We start from the raw sequence: 18,572 nt of genomic DNA, 5'->3' as shown, positions 1-18,572 counted from the left end.
GGCGGGCAAACGGTCGGCGGTCAGTAGCCGGCGACGCCCAGTTCGCGGCAGATCTCGACCAGCTCGGGGTGTACGTACACGCCGTCCTTCTCGATGCACTCGCCGTCGAGGAAGATCGACGGGCCGAGGACCGAGCCGTCGGTGTGGGCGGCGGACACCCACGGCTCGCCGCCGATCCAGGCACCCTTGGTGCCGATGCCCAGCTCCACGCAGCCGAAGACGCGCTCGTCCTCCACGATGCGGCCGGTCGGTGCCGGGACACCCGGGTTGAACCCCAGGGACCAGTGGGCGACACGGAACATGTTCGGGTCGTCCCAGGACTCCATCCAGCGGCGGAAGATCTCCGCGTCCTGGCCCTCGCCGTCGATCTTCGTGACGACGCCCTTCTCCACGGTGCAGCGGACCGGGGTGCGCAGCAGACCGAGCTGGTCCGGCGGCCACAGGGCACCGTCGAAGACGAGCACGCCGTCCTGGGTCTCCTCCAGCGGGTTCCAGGAGATCTGGCCGGAGAGCATGACGGTCTCGCCGGGGTTCTCGGCGGGCTTGCCCCGCAGGTTGATGGGGCGGTCGCCGTTGCGGCCGGTGATGTCGGTGCCGTTGGCCGAGGTGATGCGCACCTCGTCCGCCTGCTCCAGGAGGCGGACCAGCGCCTTGCCGAGCTTGATGACGCCCTCGAAGTCGGGACGGCCGACCGTCGCGACGAGCATGTGCACGTCCATCGCGGTGAGGTTGGTGTAGCGGCAGCCGTTCGCCATCGCACGGCGGAACGCGTCGGAGTGCATCACGTACGAGACGGCGAACTCGATCCACACGTCGGCGTCGGCTATGGCACCGGCGACGGGGCGCGGCGGCTCCATGGAGGAGCTGGGCATCGTCTCGTACCAGACGACGACGGGGTGCGCCCCGGCCGCCGCGACGGCCTGCGCGGTGGCGTCCACGACACGGCGGTCGCTGCTGGTGTCGCCGGTGAGGACGACGTGCTCGCCGGGCTTGACGAGCATCACCTGCTCCACGAGCTTGCGAGCGGCGAGGGCGAGTTCGTAGCTCAGGTACTCGGGGCGGGGTTCGAGCCGGCTGAACATCTCCATGGTGCTTCTCCTTGCGGTGGTGCGTATGAACGAAGGTGGTTCTGGGGGGAGTGGGGTCAGCTCGCCTTGATGATCTGGGCGGAGTCGCCGAGCGAGCTGCCCGCGATGAGGCCGGCGCCGACCAGGTTCAGTTCCTCGTCGGCGGCGGGGCCGCGCCACTTGCGGTAGCCGACGCGCACGGCGAGCGCGGCGAGGACCATCCAGCAGGCGTTCGGGGTGAGGATCAGCAGGCCCGTCGCGAGCATGACGCCCATCTGCCGCTTGGTGCCGCCGACCAGTTGGATGGCGGCGCCGGGGATGGCCCACAGCAGCAGGGTGCGCAGCACACCGGGCTCGCCCAGGCCGTGCTTGACGGTGTCGGCGTAGACCTTGGCGACGGGCGGGATCAGCCCCTGCCTGAAGTACGACTGCCACAGGACGGCGACCACGACGAGGGCCGCGGCGAAGCCGATGAGGGCGGCGCGGAACTGCTCACGGCGCCCCTCCCGCTCGTACGGGTCCCAGGGCCGGTGCTCGCGGCGCAGCAGCCAGCCGGCCTTGAGGTCGTAGCCCATGTCGGCGAAGGCGGGACCGGTCGCCGACACGTAGCCCACCAGGAGCGCGAGCGGCACCGACGGGATGCCGATGAGCAGCCCCAGGACCAGGAAGATCAGGGTGACGGCGAAGGACGGGAACCAGCCGGACTGCATCGCGGCGAGCCCGACGATCAGCTCGTGCACGAGCGCCGCGAACGCGGCGAACAGCACCCAGCCGAGCAGTCCCAGCGGACTCATGTCGCCGATCAGCCCACCGAGGACGGCGAGCAGCACGGCCCCGGCGACGAACAGGGCGTAGCCGCGTACGAGCGACCGCCGCAGTCCCTTCTCGTCCACGGTGTACGAGGTCGTCTCGTCGTGCTCCGCCACGGTTGCCGCGGCGGGCTGCTGCGCGGAGCGGCGGCGGACCAGCAGCACGACCGCCTGGCCGAGGGCCACGATGCCCGCGCCGACCATCACGCCGTGCGGCACGTATCCGGCGCCGAGGTCGGTGTGGAACAGATCGGGGCTGAACTCGCGCAGGCCGAGCCCCACACCGAACATGAGCAGCGCCCAGACGTTGCCGAGGAAGGCGACACCGGCGGCGGACAGCGGCAGGCTGAACAGGGTGCCGCCGAGCCCGACGAGCGTGCCCGCGCCGAGCACCAGGGCCCGCTTGCCGCCCTTGTCACCCGCCTTGATCGTTTCGGCGGCGGCCTGCCCGGGCGGCCAGGCCGCGTCGGCGGGCAGCAGCCGGGAACCGAAGGAGCGGTAGAGCACCCAGGTGTCGATGAGCAGGCCCACGAAGGAACCGGCCAGCATCGGCCACACCAGGTCCTCGCGCCCGAAGACGTACGGCACCGCGATCGAGGTGAGCAGCGCGTTGGCGGAGGCGAAGGTGGCGGCGGAGATCGCGCTCTGGGCGAGGTTCTGCCGGTGCACGGAGCGCATCGAGCGCAGTCCGGCGAGCGGGATGCGCCCGATGAGCATGGCGATCAGCGCGCCGACGACCGAGGTGTTGGCGGAGATCCCGAGCTTGGCGACCAGGTCCGCACCGATGACGGCGCCGACGACGGACAGCACGGCGAGGACGACGAACACGACGGGTTCGCGGACGCGGGGGTGGCCGGCGCCGGAGGATGCGGCGGCGGGGCCGGAGTCGGAGGGCGGCGGCGCGGTGGCCGACGGCGAGGTGTGATGCGACACGGAACACCCCTTGGTGGGTGGGCCCTGCCCCGGGGCGGGGAGGGACTTTTCGGGCAGGCTGCGGCGATCCGCGTACTCCGGCACGACGCACGTCGTACGGATGCGGGGCCCGCCGGACAGCGCCGCCGGGCCGGGCGGGTCAGGAGCCGAAGGCGGCCGTGGCCTCCTCGGCCCCGGCCAGAACGAGTTCGGTGATGCGGTCGACGGCACGGGTGACGCGGTGCGCGGGCCCGATGACGGTGAGCGAGGCGGCGATGGTCCCGGCCTGGAACACGGGGGCGGCCACGGCGGCGACGGCCTCGTCGTACTCGCCGTGGCTGACGCTGTACCCCCGGGAGCGCACGTCCGCGTACCGGGCCAGGAGGGTGTCGAGGCCGGTGACGGTGTGGTCGTTGAAGCGCTGGAGCGGGGTGGCTCCGAAGAGGCGGCGGATCTCCGCCTCGGAGTAGTGGGCGAAGATGGCGTGGCCGGAAGCGCCGGCGTGGCCGGGCATCACGGCGCCGACGATCGCCGTGTAGCGGACCGGACCGGTGCCGTCGACAGCGGCGGCGCACCGGTATCCGGCGCCCTGCGGCACGTTCAGCACGACGCTCTCGCCGGTCTCCCGCAGCAGCCCGGCGAGGATCGGCCGGACCAGCGACGGCAGCACCCCGCTGTGCTCCCCGGCGCGCGCCAGCCGGGACACGGCGGGGCCGAGCCGGTAGCGGCGGGTGGTGGTGTCGCAGGTGAGGAAGGAGCGGGAGGCGAGCGTGGTGAGGATGCGCTGGGCGACGGCCTTGTCCCAGCCGTGCCTGCGCGCCATCTCGCTCACCCCCCACTCGGGGCGCCGCTCGGTGAACGACAGCAGGGCGAGCAGGGCGCGGTCCGCGCCCTGCAGAACGCCGGGCTGGGGCGGGGCCAGGACGTCCGCGTCGTCGCGCCGGCCGGCCTCGTGGGCGGTGGAGCCGGCGGACGCGCCGTTCACCTCGTTCATGGCCTCGTCCCTTTCCTCGCTGATCTGGTGCGCTGAGCGCAACGCCGTTGCGCTCAGCGGGGAGAACTATGTGATCAGCGGGACGTGGTGTCAAGGGTGTTCTTCGGCACGGCGATGGTCCGGACGAGGCCGCCGGCCGAAACCCGGGCCGTCGGCTACAGCCGCAGCAGCACCGCCCTGGTGCCCAGCACGGGCATGTCGACGGTCGTCGCGCCGTCCTCGTCCGGCGTCAGGAGGTCACCGGAAGCCCCGAGGTAGTCGGCCGTGCGGGCCTCGGTGACGGAGAAGCCGGGGGTGATCCGGCAGGCGACCGGTTCCTCGGCGAAGGACTGGAGCCGGACGAGCACCTGGCCGGGGGTTGGGACGGTGAGCCCCACGACGCGCACGCGCCGGTCGCTGACGCTCAGCAACCCGTACGAGGCGTCCGGGGCCGGACTCTTCTCGCCCAGAGCGCGGACGGCGAGCAGCGGGCGGCTGCCCACGGCCGCGGTGTGCATGCCCAGCACGGGCCCGCTGGTGTGCGGGGTCTGTCCGAAGGACACGCTGTAGCGGAACACATGGTCGAACGCCTGCTCGGAGGGGAAGTTGGTGTCCCAGATGTTGTTGTGCACCCAGGAGAAGAGCGTGCCGGGCTCGTCCTGGGCCAGCGACTGCGGATACGGCGCGTACGGGACGGCGATCCCGCCCACCTGGACGAGCGGCGCGTCCTGCGTGGCGACGGCCGCGACCACCTCGTCCTCCGCGAAGCTCACCCAGCGCCGTACCGCGCGCATGTGCTGAGCGGACCCGGGCACGACCGGCAGCCCGCTACCCGTCATGCCGCCGGTCGCCTCCATCCGGACATCGGGGCGGCGCATCGCGAAGGGGAACGCGAAGAACGCGCTTTCCTTGGTCAGCGTCGCGGGCTTCGCGATCCGGTTCTCCAGATCGATCCGGGCCTGCCCGTGCGGCAGATGCACCCGCACCCGCAGCCGCTCGGTGCCGGCCGGGGCGCACTCGTAGACCAGCGTCTCACCCGTCGCGTCGCGGAAACGGTGCACCAGCGCGGCCGGGGGCGCGGCTGTACGGGAGGCGAGGAGATGCATCGACCCGTTCGCCGTGGTCTTGCTCGACTGATGGTTGAAGCCCCCAGCCGTGGCGTACTCGTCGTACACATAGGCGTTGAGCCCCACCGTGGCGTCCTGGCGCACCAGCTCGCGGCCGGTGCGCTTGTCGACCACCGAGCCGATCCACGCCGACCGCAGGTCCACCCGCACCCGCAGGAACTCGTTCTCCAGGACGGCAGGCTCCTCGGAACGGCTCTCCGGGGCGGCCGGCGGCTCCTGTCCCGGGACGACATCCACCCGTACCGCGCCATGCGCCGGCACCTCCGTGAGCCGGAACAACAGGAAGCGGCCCGCGGCCCGGTGCAGCTCGTTGGACTGCGCCTCCTCCGTGTGCTCCAGCACCGAGCCGTCGCGCGCGTCGAGCACCCGGACCGGGTCCTCCAGGGCGACCGTGCTCTCGGGAAGGAACAGCCGGACCGTCTCCGACCGCGGCCAGCTGCACGTATTGGTCACGTAGAAACCGGCGAGCGTCCCCTCGCGCGGGGAGAGCCTGCCGCCGAGCGCCGCACTCGCGCCGTCCAGGAGCGTCTTCGCGTCGTCGTGGGCGCGCAGCGCCTGGGCGTACTTCCAGTGCCACTGACGCTCACCGGAGGCGTGGCCGTGGTCGCCGTGCGTCCAGGGGTCGCCACCGCCCCAGGTGTGCTCGTTGAACAGGGAGGCAGCCCGGTAGACCTCGGGCGCCGAGGCCGTGGTGCCCGAACCCGCCGCGCCGAGGATCTCCGCGTGCCCGGCGACCGTCTGGGCGTCGGCCAGCGCCGCCTGACCGTCACGGGTGGCGGCCAGCGGGACCGCACCGGCACCGACCCCGTCGACCCACCAGTCGCTCCAGTCGCCCTCGAGGGTCTCCAGACGGTCCCCGTAGCGGGCTTCCGCGTCGAGGAAGAAGTCCTCGTTGCGTGAGGTCCGCAGGGCGGGGAAGGCCCATTCCTCGTTCCACCTGCGTACGGTGTCCGCGATGACACGGCGCGGCGGGCCGTTGTCCGCGAACTTGCCCAGGACCCGCAGGTGCAGGACGTCCCACGGGTACGGGTCGCCCTTGAACTCCTCGTCCAGGACCGGGAATCCGGGGATGCCGCGCCCCTCGTGCGGGTACTGCCGGGTGGCCAGCGCGGACAGGTAGTGCGGCAGCAGGTCGTCGACCCGGTCGTAGGACTCGTCGAAGCCCAGGATCGAGCCTTCCATGTACGCCAGCCCGTGCGGGGTGTCGGTGCGCCACACCAGCACACTGCGTCCGCCCGGCGCACGCCACCGGAACAGCCGGGGCAGCGCCCCGCCGCCGGTGTGGTGCGGTACCGCCCGGCCTGCCCAGTTGTGGGCGACCGAGAGGTAGCGGATGCCGCTGTCGGCGAGCACGTCGGGGAGGCCGACGACCTGGCCGGGGACATCCGTCTGCATGGCCGTGGTGACGTCGATGCCGTGCCGGGCGCGCAGTTCGCGCACCGGGCGCAGCAACTCGTGCAGTTCGTCCGTCGAGCAGGTTTCCGTGTGCAGGTTGAAGGGCATCGCCGTCAGCTCGATACGCCCCTGACGCACCCGCTCCAGGAACTGCGCGACCTGCTCCGGCGGCCGGTTCGCCGACCAGTTCTCGAAGCTGAAGAACCCCTCGACGGCCCAGCGGAACTTCGACGCGTCGGGCCGGTCGTCCGTCGTACGGCACAGTTCGAGCAGGGAGTCGAGGTACTTGCGGCCCTCGGCGAGCACGGTGCCCTGCGGGTCGGTGTAGCCGATGTCGAGATGGGCGTGCTGGACCAGGTGCAGTGTCCAGTGCCGCTGCGGGGTCAGCAGCACCTCGACCTGTTCGCCGGGAGCCAGGTCGGGCAGCTCGACGAGTACCGGCAGCGGAGCGTCCACCTCCGGGACCAGCATCCGGGTCTCGCCGGCCGGCCCGGGTATCAGCTCGCTGCGGACGGAGGCGCCGGACAGGGTGGTGACCACGGCCCGGGTGAGGGGGCGGCCGGCCTGGACGCGCACGGACTGCAGCAGCCCGCCGTCACCGTCGTGGCGCAGCAGCGGTTCGCAGGAGAGCCGGACGGGGTGTCCGCCGAGGACACCGGTGGCGCTCACGCCGCGGTCGCGCAGGATGTCGCGGGCGATGTCGGAGTCCCACCAGGAGGGGCGGGACAGATCGGGGCGGGGCATGGAGAGGGTTCTCCGCTCTGGCAGGGGGCCGGGTCGGTGCGTGGGGCGGGCGGGAAGGTGCGGGGTCAGGAGGTCTTGGTGGCGAGGCCCGCGAAGATCTGGACCATCGCGGACTGTTCGAGGGTCTCGGCGGAGGCGGTCGGCTCGTAGTCGCCGCCGCCCGAGGGCTGGAAGCGGAAGAGGCCGTTGGCGGGATCGCGGTTCTCGTTCCAGACCCGCTCCGCGTAGGCGCTCTCCGTCTGCCGGTAGGCCGGGTCGTGGCGGATCCCGTCCAGCATCCGGAGGTTGTCGAAGTAGATCGCGTTGAAGATCGCCGGCTGGTCGTGCAGCCGCTCGCCCTCCTTCCAGTACGCGAGCGACCCCTCGGCGTCCTGCACGGCGCGACGCAGATACGTGCGGTCCCCGGTCGCCTTGTAGAGGGTGGTGGCGGTGCCGATCATGGCCCCGGAGTTGTACGTCCACAGGGTGGAGTTGACGGAGCCGTCGTCGCCGAGGCTGTTGCGGTACAGCCCGGGGGACTGGCGCAGGCACGACCAGTTCCACTCGTACCACTGCTTCGAGCTCGTCAGGTAGCGGCCCTCGTGCGTCTCCTGGTGGAGCCGGGCGGCCAGCTCCGCGGCCAGGCCCGTGACGTTGGCGGCGCGCATGTCATTGGCCGGGGAGTCGACCCAGTGCATCCCGCCGGGGCACGCCTTGGCCGGGTCGTCGTCCCAGCCCCGGCTGACGATGTCGAAGGCCAGCTCGGCCCGGTGCAGGTAGGCGGCGTCCCCGGTGGCCTCGTACTGGTCCAGCAGGGACAGCCCGACGACGGAGTTGTCGTCGTAGAAGACGTCACCGCCCTGCCCGAGCGGTGCCGGGAGGTACGAGTCGTAGCCGGGCCTGGCGTCGCGCGGCTCGAAGTACAGCTCCAGGGTCGAGAAGCGTTCCGCCGCGTCCGCCGTGTAACGCCGGCCCGATCCGGGAAGGCCGGCCATGTCGACCGTCGCGGCCGCCGCCTCCCGCATCGGCCACAGATAGGAATGGGCGTTGTCGGCGCTGCGGTGCGGGGTCGCCTCCTGGTAGAGGCCGTGGTTCTCCGCGCCCTGGTACAGATGGCGCTGGAGCGCGTCGTACGTCCGTACGGCACGGTCCTTCCAGGGGCCCGACGGCGCCGGGTGGCCGGCCGCGAGGGCGGGAGAGGGGCAGAGGGCGGCGCAGAGCAGGGGTGCTGCGGCCAGGGCGAGAGCGGTGCGGGCGGAGAGTTTCACCGGGATGCCTTTCGGGAATCGGCTCGGGGCGTCGGTGCGTGTGCCTGATCGGGGGTGCGGCGGGGCTCAGCCGAGCTTGAGGCTGCTGACGAAGAACCGCTGCGCCGCGAAGAAGAGGACGACGGTCGGCAGCGAGACCAGCAGGGCCCCGCCCAGGACGACCGGGGGCCCCACGTTGGAGTAGTTGCCCTGGAGTTCGGCGAGCGCGGCCATCACCGGGCGGATGTTGCGGCTCGTGGACAGGGTGATGCCGAAGAGCAGGTCGTTCCAGACGGCGACGAACTGGAAGACGAACGCGGCGATCATCGCGGACCGGGACAGCGGTACGTGGATCTGCCAGAACACCCGCCACCAGGAGGCGCCGTCAAGGCGCGCCGCCTCGATCACCTCCGGAGGCAGCGTCTGGGCGAAGTTGCGCATGATGAAGTACGCGAACGGGATCGCCACCGCCGCGTAGATGAGGAACAGCCCGATCTGCGCGTCGTAGAGGCCGGTGTTGGCGTACGCGAGGAAGAGCGGTCGCAGGAAGACCTGGAGGGGCAGCAGCGTGCCCGAGTAGATCAGCCAGAACCACAGGGTCTTGCGCTTGACCGGCATGATCACCGTGGCGAACGCGGCGGTCGTGGCCACCACGATGGCCGCGGCCGAGCTGGTCACCGCGTACAGCAGGCTGTTGCCCATCGCGGGGCCGAGCCGGGCCCGGGACCAGGCCTCGGACATGTTGTCGAACAGACCGAACCCGCCGTGCGGCAGCCAGTGCGGCGCGCCGCCGTATTCGGCGGCCGGCACCAGCGCGTTGACCAGCAGCAGCCAGGTCGGGACGGCCCAGAGGAGCGAGACGAGCACCAGGACTGTGTTGCGGACGGCGGTGCCGGCGGAGACGCGGCGTATGGACATGCTCAGGCGCCTTTCGGAGTGAGCTGGCGCCGCAGATACAGCCAGGAGGCCAGCAGCACGATGACGGTGAGGACGACGGCGACCGCCGCTCCGGCCCCGGGGCGCAGCGCGAGGAAGGTCTCCTGGTACATGGAGACGGCGAGCGTCTCGGAGCTGCGGCCCGGGCCGCCCTGGGTGAGGACCCAGATCAGGTCGAACGACTTCAGCCCGTTCACCAGACTGCTGCCGACGACGATCACGGACACGGTCCGCAGCTGCGGCAGCACCACGTACCAGAACTTGCGCAGCCCGTCGGCGCCGTCGAGCGAAGCGGCCTCCAGGGTCTCCGGAGGGATGGTCTGCAGACCGACCAGGAAGAGGATCACGGCCACCCCCGTGGCCTGCCAGGTGTTGGCGACGATCATGACGAGGGTGTTCCCCGGCCACTCCAGCAGCCAGCCCTGGGCGAAGGACCCCAGCCCCAGCGATTCGAGCGCCTGGTTGGCCGCCCCGTCCGTGGTCAGGAGGAAGTTCCAGACGACGGCCACGGCCGAGCCGGAGATCGCGTACGGCAGGACCACCAGCAGCCGGGGAATCCGGGACCACCCGGAACCGTTCGTCATCACCGCGATGCCGAGTCCCAGGACCAGCGGCAGCGCCACCGTGCCGACCACCCACATCAGGGTGTTCTCCACGGACTTGGCGAGAACCGGATCGCTGAAGAACAGCCCGTAGTTGGTGAACCAGGTGAAGCCGGAGACCCGGCTGTCGCTGAAGAAGCTCCGGTACAGCGTCACCACGAACGGTGTGAGCAGCAGGCCGGCGACGAGCAGGACGGCCGGGGCGAGGAAGCCCGCCGAGGCGAACCGGTCCCGGAGCCCGCGCGAGGGCTTGCCGGCCGGGGGTGCGGGCGGGGCCGTGGGGCCGGTGGAGGTGCGACGCGTGTCGAGGGCGGATGTCATGACTCGTCCTTGTTCCACGCGGCCCACTCCTTGGTGGCGCGGCTCGCCATGCTGCGCAGCGTCGCCTCGGGCGACATGGCATGCGTCATGAAGGCTCCCAGGTCATCGGTGTTCCCCTGCATGAGATTGGGCGGTCCGGACTGGCCGTAGCGGGGCAGCTCGGTCCAGCGCTCGTCCAGCGCCCGCTTCCTGAGCCGGGCGAGCACCGGGTTGGAGGTGACCGCCTTCGGGTTGGCCGAGCCGTCCTGGAGGAAGTCGGTCCACACCCGCTGGACCGAGGGGTGCAGCCAGTGGCCCGCGTTGGCCATCGCGGCGTCGTGCGAGACGGCCTTCTCCGGGACGGCGAGCACGCCCGCCTCGGTGATGACGGACCGCTTGGTGGAGGCGTCGACGGGAGGCAGGACGAAGGCGTCGAAGTCCTCACCCGGCTTCATGCCCGCCGCCGCCAGTCCCTGGGACTGCCAGGAACCGTGCAGGAACATGCCGACCTTGCCCGTCTTCAGCGCGGCCGGACCGTTGTTCTGGTCGAAGTCGGCCGGGGTCATCCAGCCCTTCTTCATGAAGTCCTGCCAGATCTGCATGGCCTTGTGCGCCTGCGGATCGGTGTACCGGGCCCGGCCCGCGATCAGATCCGCGTAGAACACCGGGTCGACCTTGCTGATCAGCTCCTCGAACCACTCGTAGGCGGGCCAGTTTCCGCTCTGCGTGGCGACGAAGGGAACGACACCGGACTTCTTGAGCACCTCCGCGGTGTGCAGCAGCTCGTCCCAGGTCTCCGGTGCCCGCAGGCCGTGCTTGTCGAAGACGTGCGTGTTGTAGAAGAGCACGTAGTACGACTGGTACAGGGGCATCCCGTACACCGCGCCCCGGTAGGACATCGAGTCGCGCAGGGACTTGGTCACCCAGCCCTTGCGCTCGTAGGCGTCCCACAGCTGAGTCAGATCACTGAGGCTGCCCGTGCGGGCGAGCTGTTTGAGGTTGTAGCCCGCCTGCCACTTGATCAGGTCGGTCGCCTTGGTCGTCTGCAGGGAGATCTGCGTGACCTGGGTGTACGCGGTCGGATTCGGGTTCGACAGCGGCCGCAGCGCGTAGCCGGTGAGCTTCTTCAGCTCGCGTCCGGCGGCCACGTAACCGTCGTCCCAGGTCGCGTTGTCGTTGGCCAGGGACGTCGTCCCCGGCTTCGCGGCGGTGCTGTCGCCCCGCGCGCAGCCGCCGGCCAGCGCGGCGGCAGCGCCGGCCCCGAGGCCGGCCAGCACGGTGCGCCGGCGGAGCGGGTGAGACGACTGCGCCGTCGTCTCGCCGGTGGATCTCATGGGCTCACTTCCCTCTGGACCCCGGCGGGGATGCCTGGGCTCCGGTATGCGGTGGGGAGGCCGCCGGAAGCGCGTACGGCGTGCGTCATGGCGCTCCGGGTTGCGAGGATGTTAACGACACCATGTGGCTGAAACAAGGGGTTCTCTTGGCTGAGCCAGAAAAGTCCTGCCAGCGAAGGGTTCCGTGAACCGATTCGATAGCCGCCTTGTTCGACCAAGGATGTTATCGATACCATGTCGATGCTTGCCGGTCCCTTCTTCAGGAGCTTCTGTGCACCAGCCCCGTCCCTATGAACGCAACCCCCGGTACGCCGTCACCGGCGGCACCGTCGTCACCGGCTGGGCCGCCGCGGTCGCGGACGTGCCCACGGCACCCGTCGTCCTGGCCCTGGACGGCCCCGCCGCACTCGACTGGGAGGCGACGGCCGACGCCCTCGCCGCCGCTCTGCGCGCACGGGGTACGCAGGTCGCGATGTGCGATGTGCGCGCCCTCTGGTCGGACGACGCGGTTCAGCGGCTCTGTGTGCCCGACGCGGCCGCCGACCCGTTCTTCCTGCCGCTCGCCGGGTTCTCCATGGACGACCTGTTCGAGACGCCTCCCGTCCAGCCGCGTCCGGCCGACGGTGTCCTGCTCGTCTTCGGCCCCGGCGCCGCGCTCAGCGAGCCCGACCTGCTGTGGTGGGCCGACCTGCCCAAGCGGTACGCGGAGGAGGCCGTCACCCGCGCCGAACTGCCTCTCGGCGTCAACCTGGGCCGCCCCGGCACCCCCGGCGAGCTGCGCAGCCTCTTCTACACCGACTGGCCCGTCGGCGACCGCCACCGCGACCGCCTGGCCCCCCGCGTCGACCGCTGGATCGACCTCCAGGGCGCACACGGCCCGGCCTCCCTGGACGGCACGGCGGTCCGGGCCACCCTGGCCGCCCTCGCCTCCGGCCCCGTCCGCAGCCGGCCCTTCTTCAACTCCACCCCCTGGGGCGGCCGGTGGGCCGCCCGGGAGCTCGGTTTCGAACCCCGCCACGGCAACACGGCCCTCGGCTACGAGCTGATCGCCCCCGAAGCCGGAGTCCTCGTCGGCCAGGACGAGACGGCACAGGTGGAACTGCCCTTCCAGCTGCTGTGCGCACTCCACCCCGAGACATTCCTCGGGCCGGACGTCCACCGCCGCTTCGGTACCTCCTTCCCGATCCGCTTCGACTACCTCGACACCGTGGGCGGCGGCAACCTCTCCCTGCACCTGCACCCCCGGGAGCAGTACATGCGGGAGGCCTTCGGGTGGCCCTACACCCAGCACGAGACGTACTACGTCACCGCGTGCGACCCCGGTGCGCGGGTCTACCTCGGGCTGCGGGACAGTACGGACGTGACTGTCATGCGCGAGGAGGTCGAGGCGGCCGCGGCCCAGGGCACCCCGCTGCGCGTCGAGGATCACGTGATGACGCATCCGTCGGAGAACGGGCAGCTCTACATGATCCCGGCCGGCACCCCGCACGCCTCCGGTGAGGGCAATCTGGTCCTGGAGATCAGCGCCACCCCCTACCTCTACTCCCTGCGCTTCTACGACTGGCTGCGCAAGGGCGTCTCCGGTGCGCCGAGGCCCCTCTCCTCCGCCCACGCCTTCGCCAACCTCGACACCGCGCGCCGCGGCGACGACGTCCTCAAGGAGCTCGTCCAGGAGCCGAGGACCCTGCGCGAGGGCCGGGGCTGGCGCGAGGAGGTCATCGGGGCACTGCCCGAGATGTTCTACGCGGTGCACCGCTTCGTGATCGAGGGGCCCGGGCCCGCCGAGGACGACACCGACGGCCGCTTCCACATCCTCAACGTCTCCTCGGGCGGGGGTGTCGTCGTGGAGACCGACCGGGGGGACCGGCACGACCTGGCCTTCGCCGAGACCCTCACCGTCCCGGCGGGCGTTGGCGGTTACCGGCTGCACCCGGTCGGCAGCGAACCGGTGCACGTGGTGAAGTCCCTGGTGGCCCCGGCATGAGCCACGTCCCCGTACTGGAGATCGGCGGCACCCATGTGACGGCCGCCGTCATCGACACCGCGTCCGCGCGGCCGGCGCCCCTGACCGTGGTCCGGGAGCCGGTCCCCGCCGACGCACCCGCCGGTGAGCTCCTCGACGCCATCGCCGCCGCCGGCGCCCGGGCCGAGGCCCCGGCGGGCGCCCACTGGGGCGTCGCGATACCCGGCCCCTTCGATTACGAAACCGGGGTCGGCCGCTTCCGCGGCATCGGCAAGTTCGAGGCGCTGCACGGCGTCGACGTCGGAGCGGAACTGCTCCTCCGGCTCCCCGGAGCCCCCCGCCGCATCAGCTTCGTCAACGACGCGGACGCCTTCGCCCTGGGCGAGTACCGGGCGGGCGCGGCGGCAGGGCGGCGCCGGGTCCTGTGCGTCACGCTCGGGACCGGTGTCGGCTCCTCGTTCCTGGACGGCGGGCGGCCCGTGACCGACGGACCCGACGTACCGCCCGGCGGCCGCGCCCACCGGCTCACCGTCGACGGGCTTCCCCTGGAGGAGGTGGTCTCGCGCCGGGCCATCCGCAGGTTCTACGCCACCGCCGCGGCCCTGCCCGGAGACGGACCCCTTCCCGACGTGCACGAGATCGCCGGCGCGGCCCGGGCCGGCGACGAGCCCGCCCTGCACGCGATCAGGCACTGCTTCGGCGCCCTGGGACGGGCCCTCGCGCCCTGGTGCGAGCGGTTCCGGCCAGACCTGATGGTCGTCGGCGGCTCTATGGCCGGCTCCTGGGACCTGCTCGGGCCCGCGGTGCGCGACGGCATCGCATCATGCGCACCGGGGGCCGCGCCCCCGGCCGTCACGGCGCGCCGCCCGGCCGACGCGCCCCTCATCGGCGCCGCGCACTGGACCCTGCGCGGGGCCGCCGTCACTCCCCGGGCACGGACCTAGAATGACCGCGTCACCGACCCACGAGCCCGTCCACCGATCCGCAGGAGAACCGCACATGGCACAGCACCGCGCGGGCGACAACGGCGCCCCCACGATGCGCGACGTGGCCGCGAGCGCCGGTGTCAGTGCCATGACCGTCTCCCGCGTGCTCAAGGACGACGCCCGGGTCAGCGGCACCACCCGGGAACGGGTACTGGCCGCCGTCGAAGCGCTGGGGTACCGGCGCAACGAAACGGCACGCAGCCTGCGCCTGGGCGGCAGCGGGATGATCGGACTGGTCGTCACCAACCTCGCCAACCCGTTCTACTCCCGCCTCGCCCTGGGCGTGCAGGAGGTCGCCTCCGATCACGGCCTGCGGGTCCTGCTCAGCAACACCGCCGAGCAGGTCGACAAGGAGCGGGGGCTCGTCGATGACCTGACCGCCCGTCAGGTCGACGGCATGATCGTCGTCCCGGCCGGCAGCAGCCACCGGCACCTCGCTCCGGCGGCGCTGCGCGGAATGCCGATCGTGCTGGCCTCCCGGCCGCCGGCCGGAATGGACGCCGACTGTGTCCTGGTCGACGACTTCGGCGGAGCCGAGCAGGCTGTCGGGCAGCTGATCGCGGACGGCCACCGCCGCATCGGCTTCCTCGGCAACCCGCCCGCCCTGTACACCGGGGCGGAGCGCTTCCGCGGTTACTGGGCGGCCCACGAAGCGGCCGGGATCGAACCCGCCGAGACCCACGTACGGCGCGGCCTCACCGACGTACCCACCGCCGAGGCCGCCGCACGCGCGCTCCTCGGCGCCCCCGACGCGCCGACGGCCCTCTTCTGCACCAACAACCGGCTGACGCAGGGCGCCATCCGCGCCGTGCACGGCCTCGGCCGCCCCGTCGCGCTCGCCGGCTTCGACGACTTCGACCTGGCCGACGTCCTCGGCCTGCCCCTGACGATCGTCTCGTACGACGCGGACGAGATCGGCCGACGCGCCGGCCAGATGCTCATCGACCGCATCAACGGCTCGTCCGCCGAGCCGATCCCGGCCCGCAGGACCGTCGTACCCACCCGCGTCATCCGCTACGGGACACGCTGATCCGGACCCCACCGCCACTCCCACGGCACCGGTCTGCCCTCCTGCCCCGCCTTCCTCCTCCGGAGCACCCATGCACCACGACCGAACGGTCACCGAAAGCCGGCTGGCCCGCGTCCTCGACCTGCGCCTGAGGCCCGCCGTATACCGCGAGAGCCTTCCCCTCGACATCGCCGTCCGGCCGGTCACGGGCGAACCCGTACCCGTGGCCGAAGGTATCGGCGCGCCGTACGAACCGGTTCGTACGGGCGACCTGTGGGGGCCCGCCTGGTCCACCACCTGGTTCCGGATCAGTGGCACCGTCCCCGCCGGCTGGGCCGGGCAGCGGGTCGAAGCGGTGCTCGACCTCGGCTTCGGCACCACCCAGCCCGGCTTCTCCGCCGAGGGCCTCGTCCACCGCCCGGACGGTAGCCCGGTCAAGGCACTCAACCCCCGCAACGCATGGCTGCCGATCACCGAACGCGCCGAGGGCGGAGAGGAGTTCGTCTACTACATCGAGGCGGCGGCCAACCCGGTCATCTTCGACTCGGGAAGCGGCGACGACCCCTTCGTCCCCACCCGGGCCGGCGGAGCTCCCCCGTGGCTGGGCGGCGAGACCGCACCCGACACACCGCTCTACCGCCTGAACCGGATGGACCTCGCCGTCTTCGACCCCACGGTCTGGGAACTCGTACAGGACCTGGACGTCCTCTCCGGGCTGATGCACCAACTGCCCGAGGACTCCACCCGTCGCTGGCAGTTGACGCACGCCGTGGACCGGGCGCTGGACGCGATCGACCTCCAGGACATCGGGGGAACGGCCACACGCGCGCGCGAGGTGCTCGCCCCGGCACTCGCCTCACCCGCGCACGCGGGGGCGCACCGCGTCTCCGCCGTGGGTCACGCGCACATCGACACCGCCTGGCTCTGGCCCGTACGGGAGACCGTCCGCAAGGCGGCCAGGACCGTCTCCAACGTCACCGCCCTGATGGACGACCACCCCGGCTTCCGCTTCGTCATGTCCCAGGCCCAGCAGCTCGCCTGGCTCAAGGAGCAGCGGCCCGAGGTGTTCGCCCGCGTCGTGGAGAAGGTGCGCACCGGGCAGTTCATCCCCACGGGGAGCCTCTGGATCGAACCCGACACCAACCTCTCCGGGGGCGAGTCGCTGGTACGCCAGTTCGTCCACGGCAAGCGCTTCTACCTGGAGGAATTCGGGGTGGAGACCGAGGACATGTGGCTGCCCGACACCTTCGGTTACAACGCCGCCCTGCCCCAGATCATGAAGCTGGCCGGCATCAAGTGGTTTCTCACCCAGAAGATCTCCTGGAACGCGACGAACCCCTTCCCGCACCACACCTTCTGGTGGGAGGGCATCGACGGCACCCGCATCTTCAGCCACTTCCCGCCCGTCGACTCCTACAACGGAGACCTCTCGGGTGCCGACATCGCACACACCGAGCGCAACTTCAGGGACAAGGGCGCCGCCAACCGCTCACTCGTCCCCTTCGGGTACGGAGACGGCGGCGGCGGCCCCACCCGCGAGATGCTGGCCCGGGCCCGCAGGCTGGAGAACCTGGAGGGCTCGGCCCGCGTCGAGATGGAGAGCCCCGAGGAGTTTTTCACCAAGGCACAGGCGGAGTACACGGACGCCCCCGTGTGGTCGGGCGAGCTGTACCTGGAGCTGCACCGCGGCACACTCACCAGCCAGCTCGCCACCAAGCAGGGCAACCGGCGCAGCGAACACCTGCTCAGGGAAGCCGAGTTGTGGTCCGCGACAGCGGCACTGCGCACTGGCCTGCCTTACCCGTACGAGCTGCTCGACCGGGTGTGGAAGACGGTCCTGCTCCACCAGTTCCACGACATCCTGCCCGGCACCTCGATCGCCTGGGTGCACCGGGAGGCCGAGACCGTCTACGCCGAGACGGCCCGGGAGCTCGGCGAGGTCATCGACTCCGCGCAACGCGCCCTCGCTGCATCCGGTGCGGAGGGGACGGCCCGCGAAACCGTGTTCAACGCCGCACCGCACACCCGCGACGGCATTCCCGCGCTCGGCGGGTCCCCGCGGGCACGGGCCGCCCGGCCGGTCGAACCCCACCCCGCCGATGGCTGCGGATTCGTGCTGGACAACGGCCTCGTACGGATCACGGTGGACTCCCGCGGCCTGATCACCTCCGCATACGACCTGACCGTCGGACGCGAGGCGCTCGCTCCCGGCACGGTCGGAAACCTCCTCCAACTGCACCAGGACTTCCCGAACCAGTGGGACGCCTGGGACGTCGACGCCTTCTACCGCAACACCGTGCGGGACCTGACCGACGCGGACGAGGTCGTCGCCGTCCCCGGAGGCGTCCGAGTGGTACGAGGCTTCAACGCCTCCCGCATCACCCAGGTACTGCGCCTGGAGGAGAACAGCCGCCGGCTGGACGTCGAGACCGACGTCGACTGGCAGGAGTGCGAGAAGATCCTCAAGGCGGCCTTCCCGCTCGACATCAGGGCGGCGGAGTCCAGCGCGGAGATCCCCTTCGGTCACGTCCGGCGTCCCACGCACACCAACACCTCCTGGGACAGCGCCCGCTTCGAGGTCTGCGCCCACCGCTATCTGCACGTCGAGGAACCCGGCTGGGGTGCTGCTCTCGTGAACGACTCCAACTACGGCCACGACGTCACGAGGGACGTCCGCCCCGACGGCGGAACCACCACGACCGTACGGCTCTCGCTGCTGCGCGCCCCGCTCTTCCCGGACCCCGACTGCGACCGCGGCGAACACCGCCTGCGCTACGGACTGGTCATCGGCGCCGGGCTGCGGGACGCGGTCCGCGAGGGCTACCGCTTCAACCTCTCCGAGCGCGTCGTGCCCGGGGGAGCTCCTGTCGAACCGCTCGTCCGGGCATCCGGTGGGGATGTCGTCATCGAGACGGTCAAGCTCGCCGACGACCGCTCGGGCCGCGTCATCGTCCGGCTCTACGAATCCGCGGGCGGTCGCGCGCGGACAACGCTGAGGACCGGCTTCCCTCTGGCCGGCGCGCGGATCACGGATCTGCTGGAACGGGAACTGACGGATGAGCCCGCGCCGGCCGTCGACGGCCAGGACATCCACCTGACCTTGCGCCCGTTCCAGATCCTGACCCTCTGTCTGACCCCGGGCGCCTGACGGCTTCGGCCGGCTCCGCACGAGATCACTAGGATCCCGCC

12 protein-coding genes are annotated in these 18,572 nt (G+C 71.5%); 4 read left to right on the top strand and 8 right to left on the bottom strand.

Features of this window, described 5'->3' with window-relative positions:
• Nucleotides 1-20 precede the first annotated feature (20 nt).
• From AMK18_RS30405 to AMK18_RS30370, 8 genes are all read right to left on the bottom strand, one after another.
• A complete protein-coding gene (locus tag AMK18_RS30405) occupies nt 21-1,088 on the bottom strand; it encodes a hypothetical protein (protein WP_073865317.1) in 1,068 nt (355 codons plus the stop codon).
• Between the two features lie 56 nt (nt 1,089-1,144).
• Entirely contained in the window at nt 1,145-2,809 is a 1,665-nt protein-coding gene (locus AMK18_RS30400; RefSeq protein ID WP_073865316.1) for an OPT/YSL family transporter, read from the bottom strand.
• Nucleotides 2,810-2,948: 139 nt separating this feature from the next.
• Nucleotides 2,949-3,782 carry an IclR family transcriptional regulator gene (locus tag AMK18_RS30395; protein WP_079199365.1) on the bottom strand — a complete coding sequence of 278 codons (834 nt, stop codon included), beginning with the start codon at nt 3,780-3,782 and terminating at the stop codon, nt 2,949-2,951.
• A 155-nt stretch (nt 3,783-3,937) separates the two neighbouring features.
• On the bottom strand, nt 3,938-7,027 hold the full coding sequence (locus tag AMK18_RS30390; RefSeq protein WP_073865315.1) for a glycoside hydrolase family 38 C-terminal domain-containing protein: 3,090 nt from the start codon (nt 7,025-7,027) through the stop codon (nt 3,938-3,940).
• Nucleotides 7,028-7,092: 65 nt separating this feature from the next.
• Nucleotides 7,093-8,274: a glycoside hydrolase family 76 protein gene (locus AMK18_RS30385; protein WP_073865314.1), complete on the bottom strand. Its 1,182-nt coding sequence runs from the start codon at nt 8,272-8,274 to the stop codon at nt 7,093-7,095.
• Between the two features lie 66 nt (nt 8,275-8,340).
• Nucleotides 8,341-9,171: a carbohydrate ABC transporter permease gene (locus tag AMK18_RS30380; RefSeq protein ID WP_073865313.1), complete on the bottom strand. Its 831-nt coding sequence runs from the start codon at nt 9,169-9,171 to the stop codon at nt 8,341-8,343.
• A 2-nt stretch (nt 9,172-9,173) separates the two neighbouring features.
• Entirely contained in the window at nt 9,174-10,112 is a 939-nt protein-coding gene (locus AMK18_RS30375; protein ID WP_073865312.1) for a carbohydrate ABC transporter permease, read from the bottom strand.
• Nucleotides 10,109-11,425: an ABC transporter substrate-binding protein gene (locus AMK18_RS30370; RefSeq protein WP_073865311.1), complete on the bottom strand. Its 1,317-nt coding sequence runs from the start codon at nt 11,423-11,425 to the stop codon at nt 10,109-10,111. Before AMK18_RS30370 ends, AMK18_RS30375 begins: the two co-directional genes overlap by 4 nt.
• A 271-nt stretch (nt 11,426-11,696) precedes the next feature.
• Here AMK18_RS30370 and AMK18_RS30365 point away from each other — a divergent pair, with 271 nt between their 5' ends.
• The 4 genes from AMK18_RS30365 to AMK18_RS30350 all read left to right on the top strand — a co-directional run bounded on the left by AMK18_RS30365 (nt 11,697) and on the right by AMK18_RS30350 (nt 18,531).
• Complete coding sequence (locus AMK18_RS30365; protein WP_073865310.1) at nt 11,697-13,409, top strand: class I mannose-6-phosphate isomerase; 1,713 nt, start codon at nt 11,697-11,699, stop codon at nt 13,407-13,409.
• Entirely contained in the window at nt 13,406-14,332 is a 927-nt protein-coding gene (locus AMK18_RS30360; protein WP_073865309.1) for an ROK family protein, read from the top strand. The genes AMK18_RS30365 and AMK18_RS30360 overlap by 4 nt, the downstream gene beginning before the upstream one ends.
• 55 nt (nt 14,333-14,387) lie before the next feature.
• The gene (locus AMK18_RS30355) at nt 14,388-15,404 is read left to right on the top strand and encodes a LacI family DNA-binding transcriptional regulator (protein WP_073865308.1); all 1,017 of its coding nucleotides are present in this window, start codon (nt 14,388-14,390) and stop codon (nt 15,402-15,404) included.
• A gap of 70 nt (nt 15,405-15,474) precedes the next feature.
• The gene (locus AMK18_RS30350) at nt 15,475-18,531 is read left to right on the top strand and encodes an alpha-mannosidase (protein WP_073865307.1); all 3,057 of its coding nucleotides are present in this window, start codon (nt 15,475-15,477) and stop codon (nt 18,529-18,531) included.
• The last annotated feature ends 41 nt before the right edge of the window (nt 18,532-18,572 follow it).

It is taken from the genome of Streptomyces sp. CB01249 (genome assembly GCF_001905735.1).
Taxonomy (GTDB): Bacteria; Actinomycetota; Actinomycetes; order Streptomycetales; family Streptomycetaceae; genus Streptomyces.
The sequence above is the reverse complement of the archived record's forward strand: the minus strand, read 5'-3'. Positions and strand labels throughout refer to the sequence as shown.